This window comes from Alkalihalophilus marmarensis DSM 21297, from assembly GCF_000474275.2.
GTDB lineage: Bacteria > Bacillota > Bacilli > Bacillales > Bacillaceae_D > Alkalihalophilus > Alkalihalophilus marmarensis.
In genome coordinates this window covers 1-16,538 of the sequence record NZ_ATAE01000029.1, presented here as the reverse complement: position 1 = coordinate 16,538, position 16,538 = coordinate 1, and the positions used below count along the sequence as shown (strand labels likewise).

The window sequence follows — 16,538 nt, the reverse complement described above, 5'->3', positions numbered from 1 at the left end:
TGTTTTGTTAAGTGCATGTGCAAGTTGGTGTGCAACTGGAGGTGGAAGTGTTGGGGAATAACGATACATTTAAAGCAGTTTGGTTTAGAAGAGACTTTAGACTGCATGATCATACGGCATTAAATCATGCAATAGAGGCGATTGAACAACATGGTGGCAAGTGGCTGGCTTTTTTCTATTTAGATCCTAAAACAGCATCAGTTGAGCCGGTTCATCACGATTACTTTTTTCAAACCGTCATGCATTTTAAACAAACTCTTAAAGCAAATGATGGAGATCTCTACATTATTACGGGTACAATTGAAGACGCACTTTCTAAATTGCTCCAAGCTTTTCCTGAAATAGATGCCGTGTATGCAAACGATGATCGTATTGGGGAAGGAAGGCTAAGAGATGAAGCGGCAGAACAGTTTCTTTCCGAGCAATCAATCCCATTTTTTACATTTGAGGATGCTTTTTTAACTAAGCCTGACCAAGTGTTGAAAAAAGACGGGACTCCATACAAAGTATTTACCCCATATTATAAAGCTTGGGCAAAAGAGAGGAAGCGTACCCCGGCTGTTATTAAGAAAGATGTATTGATAAGTTCTGTTTATAAAGGTACTACACCCGACCCGGAGGCAGAAGCTTTGTTTGCTAACCTACTAAAGAAATGCAGATTTGATTGGTCTGCCATAGGCGAGGAGCATGCAATAAAGAGACTTCAAATGTTTACGAAAAAAAGGCTCACAGGCTATAAAGCGAATCGTGATTTCCCAAGCATAATCGGGACCAGCCGGCTTTCGCCATATATAAAAACAGGCGCCCTGTCTATTAGAAGTATTTATTATCATATTTTAAATTCTGAAGCAGATTCCTATAGTGCTGAAACGTTTCTAAAAGAGTTAGCATGGAGAGATTTTTACCGAATGGTTCATTTTTATGAGCCTGATTGTAAAGACCGTGAAATAATGAAGGCGTACCGAGAGTTGAAGTGGAGTCATGATCAAGACGAACTAACTTCATGGAAACGTGGAGAAACTGGCTTTCCGATTGTAGATGCAGGAATGAGGCAATTGTTGAATGAAGGCTGGATGCATAATCGGCTTAGAATGATCACTGCCTCGTTTCTTACCAAAGATTTGTTAATTGATTGGCGTTTGGGGGAGCGGTATTTTGAACGCATGCTGATTGATTATGATCCTTCTTCTAATATCGGAGGCTGGCAATGGGCCGCCTCAGTAGGAACGGATGCTGTACCTTATTTTAGAATCTTTAATCCTGTTACTCAATCAAAACGATTTGATAAGAATGGTACCTATATACGCACCTATATCCCGGAGCTTAAGCATGTGCCTGATCAATATATTCATGAGCCGTGGAAAATGAGTGAAGAAGAACAAGTCAAGTATAAATGCAGGCTAGATGAGGATTACCCTCTGCCTATCGTTGACCACAGTAAGCAAAGGAAGAAGGCTATATCGTTTTTTAAAGGTGAAGATGATGAAAGGTGAAGATGAGGAAAGGTGAAGATGAGGAATGAGGGTGTATGAAATAGATAAATATGGTTATAAATAAAAAATGACAGCAATAGACTGCTGTCATTTTTTTGTGGTTAATTATTGTAGTTAAATACTGTAGTTAATGTGAAGGCCTTGTAATAATCATAGTCATGTAAGACAAGGCAGAGAAAAGAATTGAGATAATTAACGCATGAATAAGACCTACAGATAAAGCATTTTGAGTAAATACAATCGAAATACCGCTAATAAATTGGCCGACAACTAATAAGAAAGATAACACAGCTGTCCAAGTCAGCACTCTGTAATGTCGATAACGGGATAAAGTCCAAATCATAAGAATGAGTAAAAAGAGTAAGAGAATTGTTCCCACAACTCTATGGAAGTAATGTGCCCCGACCGGACCGTACAGTCCAGGGAAAATCTGGCCGTTACATAATGGGAAACCAGCGCAGGCTAATGTAGCTTCTGAATGCTTTACATATGCTCCTGAATAGATTACTGCATAACAATAAGTAATAACAAAGAATACATAGTACTTAAAGCCTTTGCTTACTTTAGGAGCCATCGTATGCTCCCTGCCATCTTCAAATGCTAGAATGGTTAGCAATACGACTGCAGCAAGAGACATAGCAGAAATTCCAAAGTGGAGGGCAAGAATCGCCTTTGATTGACCAAATACGACGGCGCCTGCTCCTAGCAGACCTTGAAAAATAATAAGTATGACAGCAGCGATCGATAATGCTTTCGCTTCTCTCATATGCTTTAGTTGTTTCCAAGCCCAAATAGCAAGAATAATAATCATTGCACCTACTAAACCTGATACAATTCGATGACTATATTCAATAATCGTCTCGATGGCAGGATTTGTCGGAATCACTTCGCCAAAACAAAGCGGCCAAGTGGCCCCACAACCTTCACCTGAACCAGTTTTAGTAACAAGTGCACCTTGTAAGAGGACGATTAACACCCCTATTGAGGTGATGACACTATAAATCTTCAATCGTTTGTGCACTAATTTCACCTTTCCTTCTATAAAATTATCTAAATATATGCTAGAGTAAGCAAAGAGAAAAACATTTGTCTCCTTTGATCTTAAAAATAAAGCAAATAAAAGTCAATTTCCTCACCGTGAATATTTTATGTCGAATCCTAAATGTGAAGAAAATGTGAAACTCATGATTTTGCTGAAACAATTAAGATTTTGAGATATAATGTGTTTGTGACAGATATTAGGTGTGTGTGAAAACGGCGCCTAATTTATTTTTTGTAGAAATGTCTGTATGAATGGTTCATTCTACAAAGGGGGTGAAGAATTGATGAATAAGTCTAATACAGCCATCGATCCGACAAATGTAATCGAAGCTGGTCCTGATTCATCAGTTGCTGACGTTCAGCAAAAATCATGGAAAGACTATCTTGTGCTTGCAAAGCAAGGGATCGTTACTTCTAATCTAATTACAACCTTTGCCGGGATTTACTTGGCAATTGTTTATACCGGTACAGTGTTTACGATGCATCTTGATACAATGATTTTTGCGCTCTTAGGAGCAGCATTAGTCATGGCAGGCGGTTGTACATTAAACAACTATATTGATCGTGACATAGATCATCTTATGGAACGAACAAAAGAAAGGCCTACTGTAACTGGACGCTTTTCTGCTAAACATGTGCTGTTGGTTGGACTTGCACAGGCTGCTTTAGGGATAATCTTTTTAGCGCTTACAACACCGACTGCAGCTGTTATCGGGTTAATTGGTCTGTTTATTTATGTAGTGCTATACACTATGTGGACTAAGAGAACTACTACATTAAATACAATTGTAGGAAGCTTTTCAGGAGCAGTTCCTCCATTAATTGGTTGGGCAGCGATAGATGGCGGTTTACACTTGTATGCTTGGTTGCTATTTTTTATCATGTTTCTTTGGCAGCCTCCACACTTCCTTGCATTAGCAATGAAGCGTGTAGAAGAATACAGAGCAGCTGGAATTCCAATGCTGCCGGTAGTTGCAGGTTTTGAAATGACTAAACGTCAGATGGTCGTTTATGTAGCTGCGCTTCTGCCAGTTTCTTTAATGCTCTACCCTTTTGGACTTGTCTACACAATCGTCGCAGCTGTTTTAGGAGTAGGTTGGCTTGCTCTTGGAATTGCTGGTTTTAAGATGAAAGATGATATTAAGTGGGCAAGATTAATGTTTGTTTATTCGTTAAATTATTTAACGATTTTATTTGTTCTTATGGTCATTGTTCATTTCTAATTTATTAGAGATATCTAACTAAGTTAGAGAACCTAACTCATTAGAAATGAATTTTTGATGATAAATATTTTTATGTAGTCATGACTACTTGACGAAAGTGAGGTTGGATTGTCAGATGAAACTTTGGAAAACAGCATCGCGTTTTCTACCTCTTTCATTTTTAACCCTTTTCTTGACAGGGTGTCTGGGGGAGGAAAACCTAACGGCTCTTGATCCTAAGGGTCCTCAAGCACAATGGATTTATGATAATATGATTCTTTCAATAATTGTCATGGCCCTTGTGAGTATTGTCGTATTTGCAATCTTTTTCATCATTCTTGCAAAATATCGTCGCAAGCCTGGTGACGACGAGATTCCTAAACAAGTTCACGGGAATACGGCACTCGAAATTACGTGGACAGTGATTCCGATTATCCTGCTTGTAATCTTAGCGGTACCTACAATTACCGGTACGTTTATGTTTGCGGATAAGGATCCAGACCCTGAAGTAGGGGATAACACAGTCTACATCAAAGTAACAGGTCATCAGTTCTGGTGGCAGTTTGATTACGAAAACGAAGGATTTACTGCTGGGCAAGATGTTTACATTCCAGTAGGAGAGAAAGTAATCTTTGAGCTTCACGCGCAAGATGTTCTTCACTCATTCTGGGTACCTGCTCTAGGTGGTAAAATTGATACCGTTCCTGGTATTACGAACCACATGTGGTTAGAAGCAGATGAACCCGGCGTTTTTAAAGGTAAATGTGCTGAACTTTGTGGTCCTTCACATGCCTTAATGGACTTTAAACTGATCGCTCTAGAGCGTGATGAATACGATGCTTGGGTAGAGGGTATGTCAGCTGAGGTAGAAGAGCCTACTGAAACTCTTGCTAACCAAGGTCGTCAAGTATTTGAAGAAAACTCATGTATTGGATGTCACGCGGTAGGTGGAACTGGAACTGCAGCAGGTCCGGCTTTCACTAACTTTGGAGAGCGTGAAGTAATTGCTGGTTATCTTGAGAATAACGATGAGAACCTAGAGGCATGGATTCGTGATCCTCAATCTCTAAAACAAGGTAATGTTATGCCAGCATACCCTGATATGAGCGAGGAAGATATGGAAGCACTAATTGCATACCTTCGTTCATTAAAAGTAATGGAATAAGACTAGCGAACTTGATTTAGAAGGAGGTTAACCCATTGGCTACACAGAAACAAGAAAAAAGTGTTATCTGGGATTGGTTAACAACAGTTGACCATAAAAAGATTGCGATTATGTATTTAATTGCAGGAACACTTTTCTTTGTAAAAGCTGGTGTAATGGCGCTATTCATGCGTATTCAGCTTATGTATCCAGAAATGAACTTCTTAAGTGGTCAAACATTTAATGAATTCATTACGATGCATGGTACGATTATGCTTTTCTTAGCAGCTACACCATTATTGTTTGCATTTATGAACTATGTTATTCCACTACAAATCGGTGCTCGTGACGTTGCATTTCCATTTGTCAACGCTCTCGGGTTCTGGATCTTCTTTTTCGGTGGATTACTTCTTAGCTTAAGCTGGTTCTTTGGCGGCGGTCCTGACGCTGGTTGGACAGCTTATGTGCCGCTATCCAGCCGTGATTATGGCGGACTTGGAATTGATTTCTATGTACTAGGTTTACAGGTTTCTGGTATTGGTACGCTTATTTCAGCGATTAACTTCCTTGTTACGATCGTTAATATGCGTGCACCAGGCATGACAATGATGCGTCTGCCATTATTCGTATGGACGTCATTCATTTCGTCTACATTAATTTTATTCGCGTTTACACCACTTGCTGCTGGTCTTGCACTACTAATGTTAGATCGTTTATTTGAAGCTCAATACTTCATCCCGAGCATGGGTGGTAACGTAGTATTATGGCAGCATATTTTCTGGATTTTCGGTCACCCTGAGGTATATATCTTAGTATTGCCGGCATTCGGGATTATTTCTGAAGTTATTCCAGCTTTCTCAAGAAAGCGTCTATTCGGTTATACAGCGATGGTATTCGCTACAATGATCATTGCATTCTTAGGATTCATGGTTTGGGCTCACCACATGTTTACAGTAGGTATGGGTCCTGTTGCTAACTCTATCTTCGCGGTTGCAACAATGACGATTGCGGTACCAACCGGTATCAAAATCTTTAACTGGCTATTTACAATGTGGGGCGGTAAGATCACATTTAACACAGCGATGTTATTTGCTTCTTCTTTCGTACCGACATTCGTACTTGGTGGGGTAACAGGGGTAATGCTTGCTATGGCACCTGTTGATTACCTATATCATGATACGTACTTTGTTGTAGCTCACTTCCACTACATTATTGTTGGTGGTATCGTTCTTTCATTATTCGCGGGTCTATTCTATTGGTACCCGAAAATGTTTGGTCATATGTTAAATGAAACACTAGGTAAACTATTCTTCTGGGTATTCTACATCGGTTTCCATTTAACATTCTTTGTACAACATTTATTAGGTCTAATGGGTATGCCTCGTCGTGTTTACACATATCTTGGCGACCAAGGTCTTGATGCATTTAACTTCATCAGTACAATCGGTACATTCTTCATGTCTGCTGGTGTTATCTTACTTGTTATCAACGTTATCTACTCTGCATTCAAGGGTGAGCGTGTAACAGTAGCAGATCCATGGGATGCTCGTACTCTTGAGTGGGCAACACCAACTCCGGTTCCTGAGTACAACTTTGCGCAAACGCCGCAAGTTCGTTCTCTTGATCCATTGTTCTATGAAAAAATTCATGGTGACGGCACAATGAAGCCAGCTGAACCTGTAACAGACATTCACATGCCTAATGGTTCAATCCTGCCTTTCATTATGTCTATCGGCTTGTTCTTTGCAGGCTTTGGATTAATCATGTTAAACATGGATAACCCTATTATTAATCCATGGATCGTAGCAATTGGCGGTCTTGCTCTTACATTCGGTTGTATGTTCGTTCGTTCGATCAAAGAAGATCATGGTTACCATATTCCAGCTGAACAAGTGAAAGCTGATTTAGCGGAATTAAAGAAAGGAGGGAACTAAGAAATGGCAGGTGCAGTTGATACGTCAAAAGGTCTTCCTTCTCATCCGGAGAGGGCTACACTTGAAGGGAAAAATAAATTCCTTGGTTTCTGGTTCTTCCTTGGTGGTGAAACCATCCTTTTTGCAACATTCTTTGGTACATTCTTAGGTCTTCGCGGTGGTACAGCTGACGGTCCTACTTCAGCTGACCTCGTTGCTCTAGATCTTGTCTTTATCATGACAATGCTGCTTTTAACAAGTAGTTTAACAAGTGTGTTAGCAATGTTTGCGATGAAGAAGAATAATTTCAAAGCCATGATGATTTGGATGTGGATTACTGTTGTATTAGGTCTTGCATTCTTAGGCTTTGAAATTTATGAGTTCCATCATTATGTAGTTGATTATCAATTTGGATTCTCAACTAGTGCATTTGCATCGGCATTCTATTCCTTAGTTGGACTGCATGGTGCCCACGTTGCCTTTGGTTTAAGCTGGATTATTGTCCTCTTAATCCGTTACAGAAAGAGTGGAATTACGTTGACAAATGCTCCTAAGTTCTATGTGGCTGGTCTATACTGGCACTTTATCGACGTTGTGTGGGTATTCATCTTCACAGTTGTCTATCTTATGGGAGTAGGAGGTTGATCACATGGCAGATAATTTAAGTCAATCATTTGATAAAAGTGCAATGACTGAGGAAGAAAGACGTCAAATTAAAAAAGAAATTCGTAAGCAAATTGTCGTGTTTGCTCTTATGATTTTCTTAACATTGATGTCATTTATGGCTGTCGCAACGGATGTGGTTCCACGTTCATTTGCTATTCCATTTATTTTCATCCTTGCCGTGATTCAATTTGCTCTTCAATTATTCTTCTTTATGCATATGAAGGATAAAGACCATGGCTGGGCAAATGCGTTCATGATTTCTGGTATTTTTATTACCGTTCCAACAATTGCAGCTTTAATGCTGCTGCTTGGAGTCAATAAAATCTAAGGTAATACTTTAAAGCTCTCATTCATAACGAATGAGAGCTTTTTTGTTCATGAGATTGTGACAATCAAATTTAAGTAAAGATAATCTTTCTATTGTATAATAAATGTGTACTACTCATATGTACGAGTTTAAAAGAATTGATACAGCAATGAGAGGAGATATGATTTGTGAGTAATCACCAACACGCAGCAGACAACCCTTCGTTTAAGAAACGAAATTATAAACCTTTTATTATTATTGTAACGATCGTCATCAACGGTTTAGTTATACTATTATCAGGGATGCCAGGCTATGAGAACTTTAATGCTTTTGATGTAAAGGTTCTGCCGCTTATGAATGCTATTTTTAATAGTTTCACATTTTTATTCTTACTAGCAGCATTGATTGCTATTTTAAAGAAGAATGTAGTGGTTCATCGACGTTTTATTTATGCAGCCTTTATTACAACTACTTTATTTCTCGTTACGTATGTCGCGCATCATTTCTTATCTGCGTCGACACCGTACGGGGGATCAGGCATCATGGCTGGGATCTATTACTTCATCTTAATAACACATATCGTACTAGCAGCAATTATTGTCCCATTAGCTCTAACTTCAGTAGCTAGAGCATGGAATATGGAAAATGAGCGTCACCGTAAAATTGCGCGCTGGACGATGCCGATCTGGCTTTATGTAAGTTTAACTGGTGTGTTAGTGTATGTAATGATATCACCTTATTATTAAAGCGAAAAAAAGCATCATGCAGAGCATGATGCTTTTTCTTGTAGGGTGAAATTTGATCGAACCGATTATAATTTAAAGTTCAATTTAATAATCCCTGCTTCTTTAGCTGATGTAAAGGCGATAACAAGGAGGGGACCAATAATGAAGCCGATGACTCCAAATAACATTAATCCCAGATACATCGCAATAAGTGTAGCAAGTGGAGATAAACCGATATGTTTCCCCATTACTTTTGGTTCTACTGTTCTCCGAATAATCAATAATACAGCAGCCAGGATAAACAGCTTAGAACCTGTACTCACATCACCGACAATTAATTGAAAAATGGCCCATGGTGCTAAAATAACGATTGATCCTATAATAGGGACAAAGTCAATCAGCCAAATAATAAATGCCATTAATAAAGCGACTTCAGGAGCAATGAAGAGCAGGCCGATCAACGTTACAATAAAGATAATAATACTAACTAAAAATTGTGCTTTGAAAAACCCCCAGATGACGTAAGAAAGGCGTGATGTCATAAAGTTTACTTTCTCTTTTGTTCTCTCAGAGAGGTAACTATACAGCTTTTCTCTCAGTCTAGGCAGTTCAAGCATAAATAAAAATAACGCAATGAGATAAACAAGAAATGTAACAAGATAACCCGGTATGCTTGATATTAATGAGGTAATATCTTGAATAAGATTACGATCACTAATATTTGAACGCAGGTCACTTAATGTATTGGTCACTGTAATATTAATCTCTTGCACCAATTCAGGAGGGAGATTCTCATATTTTTCTTCTAAATTCCGTTGGAAGTTTAACCAAGCTCTGTTTATATCGCTAATATATTGCGGACTATTTTCAACAATTTGTGTACCTTGTGTGATCGCTTTCGTTGCAATATAGTAACCACTTAGGCCGATAAACACAACAAAAACGGTAAATACAAGCATAACCGCAACATTTCGCTTTATCTTGGTCTTCCTTTGTAGTGCATTAACAGCAGGTGTTAGGATTAGAGCTGTTAATAATGCGGCAACTAATGGAAGTGACACTGGTAAAATAAAGTATGCAGCGACTAAAAATAAAAGAATAGAAATAATAATCCAAATCGTACGTCTCGTGAAGAAAGCTGCCAATTCGAAACCCCTCTCTACTACATAAAAGCTTATCTTCATTATAGTATGAAGATGAAAACTTGAACAAGTATATGTGTTTATTTTATTTACTTTGTTCACAAATCCGCTGAAGGTTGAAAAAAAAATTCATTTTTTGGTGTGATATAATGGGTTGTATGCTTACTAGTTGTGTGCTTACTATAAGTAAAGCAATTTGTAAAGATGGTGAAAAAGGTGAGATATGTAATGAATAAGTACTGGATACGGACAAGTATGGTCTTTTTAATTCTAAGTATATTAGCAGCATGTGGTTCGGATGATACGAATTTAACACTAGTAACAGATGAACGTGAAGATCTTGTTCGTGAGTTTGTGACAGATTATAAAGAAACCATGGTAGATGCTTATAACACGGGTAATTTCAACCAATTAGAACCTTTTCTGATTACTAATAACAGCTTTTATCATTCTTTAAGACGTTATGTCTCTGATTCACATAGTGAGGGAAATACGAAGGATTTGTTAGACTTTCAAGTTCATCAGGTGTTTGAAGACCCTGAGGGTGACTTATATGTAGATGCAATAGAACGAGTTGAAGTGATAGAGCATGGTCAAGCGAATGAAGTTGAACGTGACGTACGGTTTGAGTTGACTAAGGGTGGATCTGACTCTTTTCGTATTGTAACGATCAGACATGTCAAATCATAGGAGCGTAACCAATAAATAAGAAAAAGCCAAGCAGATTGCTTGGCTTTTTCTTATTTTGCTTCTAGGTTTGTGTTAAGTAGTTCTAGTTTTTTTGCACATTTGTCAATGATGGTTTTAGGGAACGTTTCACCATCGTATTCAACACCATGCGGATAATAATGCTTTCCTAAAATAGGCGTCATTAATTTGACGATTGCATCGTCGTGAGGAATGTCACCTTTAATAGCATAAGCAGGAACACGTAGGTAGTATGTATCTCCTTGATTAACAATTTTGTAATCAAATGTAACGCGCTCATAATCCCATTGACCTGCATGTACTAAACCAATTGATTCTGCAGCATGTCTTAATGTTTCAAATTTCACTTCTTTATCTGCTAAGTTAATTTGCTCAAATTTCACCAGGAACCCTCCTTATTTCGACTGCTTCATTACTATACCCTCCTAATAATAGTATGAAAAGGCGTTTGTTGCAACGGATAATGGTGAATGTTTTATGTATATCGAGCGAAGTTCTAACAGATTGATGATATAATGGCGTTAAAATTCGACAAAATCGTTTTAAGGATTGACAGCAGACTACATAACTAGCTGAAGGAAATGGGCAAAAGGAATAAGAATAGATATAGATGAGGGAAAAGCAGGAGGAGAAGCTTATGAAGCAAAAGGTGTTTATCGGGATCATGCTAGCTCTTTTTCTAAGTGTGGCGGTATTTGAATACCAATTTGAAGCAGAAATTAAGGAATGGTTTCAAGCGGACGAGCAATCTGTGTTTATGCAAGATGACAAGGAAGAAGAAATAGCTGCCGCTGATGAAATAGTCGTAGAAACTGCACCAGAGGAAAACGACAGTGAATCTGAAACAACTTCAACTACAGGAACCTTTGAGTCAGATAAGCCGCTGCTTGGGGCTCAGGTAGAAGAGGTTAAGGAATTGTTTGGGGAGCCTTCAAGAATAGATCCTTCAGCTTTTGGCTATGATTGGTGGGTTTATGAAGAAGAAGATTATTATCACCTAATTGGGATAGAAGAAGAGCAGGTAGTTACTACATTTACTAGTTGGTCAGAGCTCAATTCAGAAGAAACAATGTTTGGAGAGAGCTATCAGGCGTTAGACGAACGTTATACGTTTACCCAACAAGTTGAATTACGAGCAGGAGGTAACCATTACCAATTCGAATTGACCCCAGAAGACCGTAATATGCGGCCGATTGTAGAAGTTGATGATGGATGGATGCAGCTTTATTTCGATATTCATACAAATGAATTATCAAGTATCCGTTATCTGACAGATGAAGTGTTATTAAAACAAAGACCCTACTCTGTTTCGTATCGAGGAGTTCTTCCTGAGGAAGAGAATGTAACGGAAGCTGAATGGGAGGAGATTGAGGCAGGACAAGCTAGGCATATTTTTAGTTTCACCAATGTGTTGAGAGAACGTCACGGCTTAGAACCGTTTACCTGGAACGGGGAAGTTTCAGGCGTAGCCTATCTTCATAGCAGGGACATGCAAGAAGAACAATATTTTTCACACACCTCCCCTATATATGGCGAGTTATCTGATCGATTTGATCGTGGCGAGTTAAATTACAGACTCGCAGGTGAAAATATTGCTGCACAATATGTAGATGGACTTGCGGCTACAGAAGGCTGGTTAAATAGCGAAGGGCATAGAGTAAATGTGTTACACGAAGAATTTGAAGAACTAGGAGTTGGGGTGTACAAAGATTTTCACACGCAAAACTTTATGACTGGGTGGGGATTCTAAAAAGCAAACAAGCAGGTCGGGTATGGTACCCTGACCTGCTTGTTTATTTTACATGCGGGCGATTAATAAGAGCGAATGTTCCAGTTGCCATTGCAACTAATTTCTCTCGATCATCATATACTTTCGCTTCCGTCACACATAAGCTGTTGCCCTTGTGCGCCAAATGTGCTACACATCTAAGTTTGCTGCCAACACCTGGTTTTATGTAATGGACATTCATTTCAGCGGTCACCGCTGCTTTATCTTCAGGTAAAATACGGTTAATCATCGATCCCATAGCTGTATCAAGCAGTGTAGCGGTTATTCCCCCGTGCACCATTTGTAGTGGATTATTAATCAGAGGCTGAATCGGTAAAACCACTTCATAATCACCATTATCTAAAAAGCGTGTTTGTATCTGAGTTAGAGCTGATAAATAAGTTGCGTACTTTTGTTCTTTTTTATCATTGAGGCCTCTTAACATAGAAGAAAGAACATGTAATTCTTCATCATTCGCTGTGCTAATTAATTCTTGAAACGTATCATTTAATTCTTGCTTTAAAGTTGTCATCATTTAGAGCCTCCACTTGTTTTAACTGCCTATTGATATTGTAGCAAAAAGAAAAAGCTTCCTGCAATCATATTAAGCTGCACATTGGACTGGGCAGATGTATAGGATAGAAGAGAAGGGTATGTTTTTACCCGGTTAAAATATGCAGGAAAACCAAGTAGCAGAATGAAGGAGGAGGATGAAGATGGCACAACATGAGGGCATGCATCCTTCTGTTGAACAGTTTAAGCATTTTGTAAAAGAACATCCTAAAATAAGTATGGAAATCCGCTCGAATCAAAAAAGTTTACAGCAATTTTATGAGGAATGGTCAGTTTTAGGTGCTGATCACGAACAATGGATCCCGTACAAAACCATGGATCAACAAGCTGAAACATTTCAGCAAGCGAGTCAACAGATGAATCAACAAACAACTGCCCAACCAAATTCTGATTCGACACAACAATCGGAACAGCAAAATGCAACAGATACTCTTGGCCAATTAATGAATATGATGAGACGCTTTAATGTGCAAGATCTACAGAGTCATCTAGCACAATTTAGCTCAGTCCTCTCCAATGTACAAAATGTGATGCAGACATTCCAACAGCCTACAAATTCTCAATCAAGACCTACCCAAGATCAGCCTTTTTCATTTAGACGAGATTAAAAAAGGGGGGAAGTCAATTGAGAGCAGAAATCCAGCAGCTGTTAAATGAAAGACCTGAATTACGGCAATTCATCCGGCAGAATCCGATATGGTACAGGAAGTTAGGAAGAGATCCGAGTTTAATTCCAGCGCTTGAAAAAGAGGCAAACTTCTTTTACGGCAAAACGATACCGCAACGTGTAGAAAAAATGCAAAATCACTTAGGTCTAGCAATGATGATGATTGAGATGTTAAAAATGGGCCAGCAAACAGTGGCACAAGCAGCACAAGGACCGCTTCAATAAGTGGTCTTTGTGTTTTTTTTGTTTATATCAGTGTACATAAAGTAAGCCTTGATGACACATGCTTATAATAGATGATTTGTGATTGGAGAGCTGTGTATGAAGCTTTTTGCTAGAGTGGTTATAGTGATCTATTTTTTCTTAGTGATGTTTCCAGCTAATGGTGTGGCGGGGCAGATTGATCTAGAATCAATTTCTATTAAACCGCTCTATCGTTCCCTACCTATCGAAATTATTTCGGGTTCAAGTGAGCCGGATATTTCAGTTTCTTATTCATTGAGAGAAAGTGATGTCTTCATTGATTGTATGATTAGAGGGTTGGTCGTAACTGAAGAAAAAGAAGGAGCCCTACACCAAGAAGGGGAAGGGCATTACCGGCTTTATATAGATGATGAGCATGCTGCTACGTTATATACTAACAGCTTTGTCATAGAAGGATTGCCGCAGGGTGAGCATACGATTCGAGTGGTGTTAGTGAAAAATGATCGTACCCCTTATGGTAGTGAAGACTCAGTGACGATTACATTGTAGAGTGTTTTGTTTGAAGATATTTGTAAATCTTCTGTTCAATTGAAATACCAAGCTGTTGAAAACCTTGATTTCCAAATAGTGTATTGAATTCTAGGAAGTAAAACTGATCATTTGCAAATACTAGATCAAACCCAGCGTGATCGATCCCCAGTGCACGTGCGGTCTCTGTAACCAATTCAATGGCATCTTGGGGAATATTATCAAAGGAGATCTTTCCGCCTTTTGCTACATTGTTATGAAAACTATTTGATTCATTTATGCGCCAATAGCTTGCAATGACTTCATCACCGACAAAACAAACTCGCAGATCTCTGTCTATTTCTAAGTATTCTTGAATGTACATTGTAGGGTTGTTTTCAGCGTATTCTCTTAGTTCTTCTTCATTATGAATCAGAAATACACCATTTCCCATTGAATTTCTGATTTCTTTTGCAACGAACGGGAAAGGGAAGTTTTGAAGTATTTTCTGGATGCTGTCCTCACTATGTCCTAGTATTTGTGTATAAGGAACATGCCCGGGACAAACACTCCAAAGAGCACGGGTTACTTCTACTTTATTAAAGCCTAGTTGAATAGATTGAATACTTGGGAAAATAGGCTTTTTCATTCCGTATACAAGAGCATTCACCTGCCAGTTTTCAGGGAATAAGCACACATCAGCTTGATCAATTTTTTCTCTTTCAGAAAACAGATGTTCAGGCTTCACATACTGTATTCCTGGAATGCCTATCGTGCGAAATGGGTTAAACGTGACAAATTTCATTCTAAATTCACCTTTTCTTTTAAGGACGTAATTTCCAGACGAAAGAATTATAGTCGGAAGGGAGGGGGATGTCAATGACACATCCAGGTTCCCCCATGAAGATACGCTTTGGTTACGTGGCAATGAGCAAACAATTATCTAATGCATCACCTTCTCAAACCATGACTGTTAAACAGTTTATGGAAATTGATGACAAAGAAGCTGCAATAAAGAAGCTTGAACGCATAGCTAAAAGTAATATTGAAAATTGTATTCGGTTATTGAAACATAACAAAGCAGAGGGAATTCATTTTTTCAGGTTAAGCTCACGCTTAGTTCCTCTTGTAAATCATCCGCTAACAGCAGATTGGAAATATGAACGTGTTTTAGCACCCTATTTAAAAGAATTGGGGGAGTACATTAATAAGTTTGAAATTAGGACCGGTTTTCATCCAGATCATTTTGTTGTCTTAAACTCTCCATCGAAAGAAATATTACAGCAATCGGTAAAAACCCTGTTATATCATTATAAATTATTAAAAGGAATGAATATTGATCCAACTCATCGTTGTGTCCTTCATATTGGGGGAAAAAAGCAAGGGATTGAAGGTGGATTAGAACAATTTATTACAAATATACAAGATGTTCCTCATGCTCTAGTTAATATGTTGATACTTGAAAATGATGATAAAAACTACACGGTTGAAGATGCTCTTTATTTAGGAGAAAAAGTAGGGATTCCTGTAGTATTTGATTTACACCATTTTGATGTCTATCAAAGAGAAACGGACCTGCACGCATTATGGAACAGGGTCGTTGCTACTTGGGAAAACAGTCCTCATCCGATTAAGATGCATGTCTCAAGTCCAAAAGATGGTCCGCTTGATAGGTCTCATGCAGATTATATTGATGCAGGCCGCCTAGAACGGTTTTTAAAAGAGATTAGCGGAACGACGAGTCAAATTGATATTATGATTGAAGCAAAAGAAAAGGATAGTGCATTAATTAAATTAATGGAGGATCTGCAAGCTTTTCGCTCTGTTCGGAAGGTAGCAAATGCCCAAATAGAGTACTATTCCACATAAGGAAAGTAGTGTGCGGGATGTGATTACGTGCAAGACATGGTATAATGGTTGTTAGGAGGTGTCGTTATGCTTCTTACGATGTCAACCATTGAATTGATGGATCAATCAGAAGAACTAGCCAAATCAATCGGACAATCCGATGTATTTATTCAATATATACATGCCAAAAAGGCACTTGAGAACGACCAGCCGGCTCAAAAGCTTATCGTTGAGTTTACAGAAATGAAAGAGCGGCATGAAGAGGTACAGCGCTTCGGACGTTATCATCCTGACTATGATACGGTTTCAACTGAAATACGACAGTTGAAACGAAAGGTAGATGTAACGGAGTCAGTAAAGGAATTTAAAGCAGCAGAGCGTGAACTAGAGATGTTGTTAAATGAAGTAAGTGAGCTGATTGCTCATTCTATTTCAAAATCAATAAAAGTTCCTACAGGAAACCCGTATTTTGATCAAATGTCTTGTAGTGGTGGATGTGGGTCTGGCGGAGGATGCAGTTGTGGATAGGAAACAGGCGCAATAAGCGCCTGTTTTTTTGTTCGCCCAGCATGGGCGAACTCTAACGGGTGAAAGTCCCGAGTACGACCCTGTAGCGGTAAGTACATAGCC

19 protein-coding genes are annotated in these 16,538 nt (G+C 38.7%); 14 read left to right on the top strand and 5 right to left on the bottom strand.

Going from position 1 to position 16,538, the window contains the following annotated elements; all coding sequences use genetic code 11:
- Window positions 1-50: 50 nt before the first annotated feature.
- Window positions 51-1,493: a cryptochrome/photolyase family protein gene (locus A33I_RS09955; RefSeq protein ID WP_022628287.1), complete on the top strand. Its 1,443-nt coding sequence runs from the start codon at window positions 51-53 to the stop codon at window positions 1,491-1,493.
- A gap of 127 nt (window positions 1,494-1,620) precedes the next feature.
- On the opposite strand, the gene A33I_RS09950 is transcribed toward A33I_RS09955, so the two are convergent.
- Window positions 1,621-2,514, bottom strand: a complete 894-nt coding sequence (locus tag A33I_RS09950) for a COX15/CtaA family protein (RefSeq protein ID WP_022628286.1) — start codon at window positions 2,512-2,514, stop codon at window positions 1,621-1,623.
- 304 nt (window positions 2,515-2,818) lie between these two features.
- Here A33I_RS09950 and cyoE point away from each other — a divergent pair, with 304 nt between their 5' ends.
- The 6 genes from cyoE to A33I_RS09920 all read left to right on the top strand — a co-directional run bounded on the left by cyoE (window position 2,819) and on the right by A33I_RS09920 (window position 8,512).
- Entirely contained in the window at window positions 2,819-3,757 is a 939-nt protein-coding gene (cyoE, locus tag A33I_RS09945; protein WP_012959535.1) for a heme o synthase, read from the top strand.
- Window positions 3,758-3,872: 115 nt separating this feature from the next.
- Complete coding sequence (gene coxB, locus A33I_RS09940; protein WP_012959534.1) at window positions 3,873-4,901, top strand: cytochrome c oxidase subunit II; 1,029 nt, start codon at window positions 3,873-3,875, stop codon at window positions 4,899-4,901.
- A 35-nt stretch (window positions 4,902-4,936) separates the two neighbouring features.
- Window positions 4,937-6,814 carry a cytochrome c oxidase subunit I gene (gene ctaD, locus A33I_RS09935; RefSeq protein ID WP_012959533.1) on the top strand — a complete coding sequence of 626 codons (1,878 nt, stop codon included), beginning with the start codon at window positions 4,937-4,939 and terminating at the stop codon, window positions 6,812-6,814.
- A gap of 3 nt (window positions 6,815-6,817) precedes the next feature.
- Window positions 6,818-7,438 (top strand): cytochrome (ubi)quinol oxidase subunit III, encoded by a 621-nt coding sequence (locus A33I_RS09930; RefSeq protein WP_012959532.1) that lies wholly within the window; start codon window positions 6,818-6,820, stop codon window positions 7,436-7,438.
- Window positions 7,439-7,442: 4 nt separating this feature from the next.
- The gene (locus A33I_RS09925) at window positions 7,443-7,787 is read left to right on the top strand and encodes a cytochrome C oxidase subunit IV family protein (RefSeq protein WP_022628285.1); all 345 of its coding nucleotides are present in this window, start codon (window positions 7,443-7,445) and stop codon (window positions 7,785-7,787) included.
- A gap of 167 nt (window positions 7,788-7,954) precedes the next feature.
- Window positions 7,955-8,512, top strand: coding sequence for a DUF420 domain-containing protein (locus tag A33I_RS09920; RefSeq protein WP_022628284.1), 558 nt, complete (start codon window positions 7,955-7,957; stop codon window positions 8,510-8,512).
- Window positions 8,513-8,577: 65 nt separating this feature from the next.
- Here the strand turns inward: A33I_RS09920 and ytvI are convergent, their stop codons facing one another.
- Window positions 8,578-9,636 (bottom strand): sporulation integral membrane protein YtvI, encoded by a 1,059-nt coding sequence (gene ytvI / locus A33I_RS09915; RefSeq protein ID WP_022628283.1) that lies wholly within the window; start codon window positions 9,634-9,636, stop codon window positions 8,578-8,580.
- Window positions 9,637-9,861: 225 nt separating this feature from the next.
- Here ytvI and A33I_RS09910 point away from each other — a divergent pair, with 225 nt between their 5' ends.
- Complete coding sequence (locus A33I_RS09910) at window positions 9,862-10,323, top strand: TcaA NTF2-like domain-containing protein (RefSeq protein WP_022628282.1); 462 nt, start codon at window positions 9,862-9,864, stop codon at window positions 10,321-10,323.
- Window positions 10,324-10,373: 50 nt separating this feature from the next.
- Here the strand turns inward: A33I_RS09910 and A33I_RS09905 are convergent, their stop codons facing one another.
- Window positions 10,374-10,724 carry a YugN family protein gene (locus tag A33I_RS09905; protein ID WP_022628281.1) on the bottom strand — a complete coding sequence of 117 codons (351 nt, stop codon included), beginning with the start codon at window positions 10,722-10,724 and terminating at the stop codon, window positions 10,374-10,376.
- A 254-nt stretch (window positions 10,725-10,978) separates the two neighbouring features.
- On the opposite strand from A33I_RS09905, the gene A33I_RS09900 reads away from it, so the two are divergent.
- Window positions 10,979-12,091, top strand: a complete 1,113-nt coding sequence (locus A33I_RS09900; RefSeq protein ID WP_022628280.1) for a CAP domain-containing protein — start codon at window positions 10,979-10,981, stop codon at window positions 12,089-12,091.
- A 43-nt stretch (window positions 12,092-12,134) separates the two neighbouring features.
- Here the strand turns inward: A33I_RS09900 and A33I_RS09895 are convergent, their stop codons facing one another.
- On the bottom strand, window positions 12,135-12,644 hold the full coding sequence (locus tag A33I_RS09895) for a PaaI family thioesterase (RefSeq protein ID WP_022628279.1): 510 nt from the start codon (window positions 12,642-12,644) through the stop codon (window positions 12,135-12,137).
- A 181-nt stretch (window positions 12,645-12,825) separates the two neighbouring features.
- Between A33I_RS09895 and A33I_RS09890 the strand changes: the two genes are divergently transcribed.
- The 3 genes from A33I_RS09890 (at window position 12,826) to A33I_RS09880 (ending at window position 14,102) form a co-directional block, all read left to right on the top strand.
- The gene (locus tag A33I_RS09890) at window positions 12,826-13,290 is read left to right on the top strand and encodes a YlbD family protein (RefSeq protein ID WP_022628278.1); all 465 of its coding nucleotides are present in this window, start codon (window positions 12,826-12,828) and stop codon (window positions 13,288-13,290) included.
- Window positions 13,291-13,307: 17 nt separating this feature from the next.
- Window positions 13,308-13,574, top strand: a complete 267-nt coding sequence (locus A33I_RS09885; protein ID WP_012959522.1) for a YlbE-like family protein — start codon at window positions 13,308-13,310, stop codon at window positions 13,572-13,574.
- A 96-nt stretch (window positions 13,575-13,670) separates the two neighbouring features.
- On the top strand, window positions 13,671-14,102 hold the full coding sequence (locus A33I_RS09880; protein ID WP_022628277.1) for a hypothetical protein: 432 nt from the start codon (window positions 13,671-13,673) through the stop codon (window positions 14,100-14,102).
- Here A33I_RS09880 and A33I_RS09875 read toward each other — a convergent pair.
- Window positions 14,092-14,865 (bottom strand): ATP-grasp domain-containing protein, encoded by a 774-nt coding sequence (locus tag A33I_RS09875; RefSeq protein ID WP_022628276.1) that lies wholly within the window; start codon window positions 14,863-14,865, stop codon window positions 14,092-14,094. The genes A33I_RS09880 and A33I_RS09875 overlap by 11 nt on opposite strands.
- Window positions 14,866-14,960: 95 nt before the next feature.
- On the opposite strand from A33I_RS09875, the gene uvsE reads away from it, so the two are divergent.
- Window positions 14,961-15,929 carry a UV DNA damage repair endonuclease UvsE gene (gene uvsE / locus A33I_RS09870; RefSeq protein ID WP_031311543.1) on the top strand — a complete coding sequence of 323 codons (969 nt, stop codon included), beginning with the start codon at window positions 14,961-14,963 and terminating at the stop codon, window positions 15,927-15,929.
- A gap of 66 nt (window positions 15,930-15,995) precedes the next feature.
- Entirely contained in the window at window positions 15,996-16,436 is a 441-nt protein-coding gene (locus A33I_RS09865; protein ID WP_022628274.1) for a YlbF/YmcA family competence regulator, read from the top strand.
- Window positions 16,437-16,538: the final 102 nt, after the last annotated feature.

Coding starts and splice junctions, on each gene's coding strand:
- cyoE (WP_012959535.1), top strand. CDS start 2,819: ATGAATAAGTCTAATACAGCCATCGATCCGACAAATGTAATCGAAGCT.
- coxB (WP_012959534.1), top strand. CDS start 3,873: ATGAAACTTTGGAAAACAGCATCGCGTTTTCTACCTCTTTCATTTTTA.
- A33I_RS09930 (WP_012959532.1), top strand. CDS start 6,818: ATGGCAGGTGCAGTTGATACGTCAAAAGGTCTTCCTTCTCATCCGGAG.
- A33I_RS09925 (WP_022628285.1), top strand. CDS start 7,443: ATGGCAGATAATTTAAGTCAATCATTTGATAAAAGTGCAATGACTGAG.
- A33I_RS09910 (WP_022628282.1), top strand. CDS start 9,862: ATGAATAAGTACTGGATACGGACAAGTATGGTCTTTTTAATTCTAAGT.
- A33I_RS09900 (WP_022628280.1), top strand. CDS start 10,979: ATGAAGCAAAAGGTGTTTATCGGGATCATGCTAGCTCTTTTTCTAAGT.
- A33I_RS09895 (WP_022628279.1), bottom strand. CDS start 12,644: ATGATGACAACTTTAAAGCAAGAATTAAATGATACGTTTCAAGAATTA.
- A33I_RS09890 (WP_022628278.1), top strand. CDS start 12,826: ATGGCACAACATGAGGGCATGCATCCTTCTGTTGAACAGTTTAAGCAT.
- A33I_RS09880 (WP_022628277.1), top strand. CDS start 13,671: ATGAAGCTTTTTGCTAGAGTGGTTATAGTGATCTATTTTTTCTTAGTG.
- A33I_RS09875 (WP_022628276.1), bottom strand. CDS start 14,865: ATGAAATTTGTCACGTTTAACCCATTTCGCACGATAGGCATTCCAGGA.
- uvsE (WP_031311543.1), top strand. CDS start 14,961: ATGAAGATACGCTTTGGTTACGTGGCAATGAGCAAACAATTATCTAAT.
- A33I_RS09865 (WP_022628274.1), top strand. CDS start 15,996: ATGCTTCTTACGATGTCAACCATTGAATTGATGGATCAATCAGAAGAA.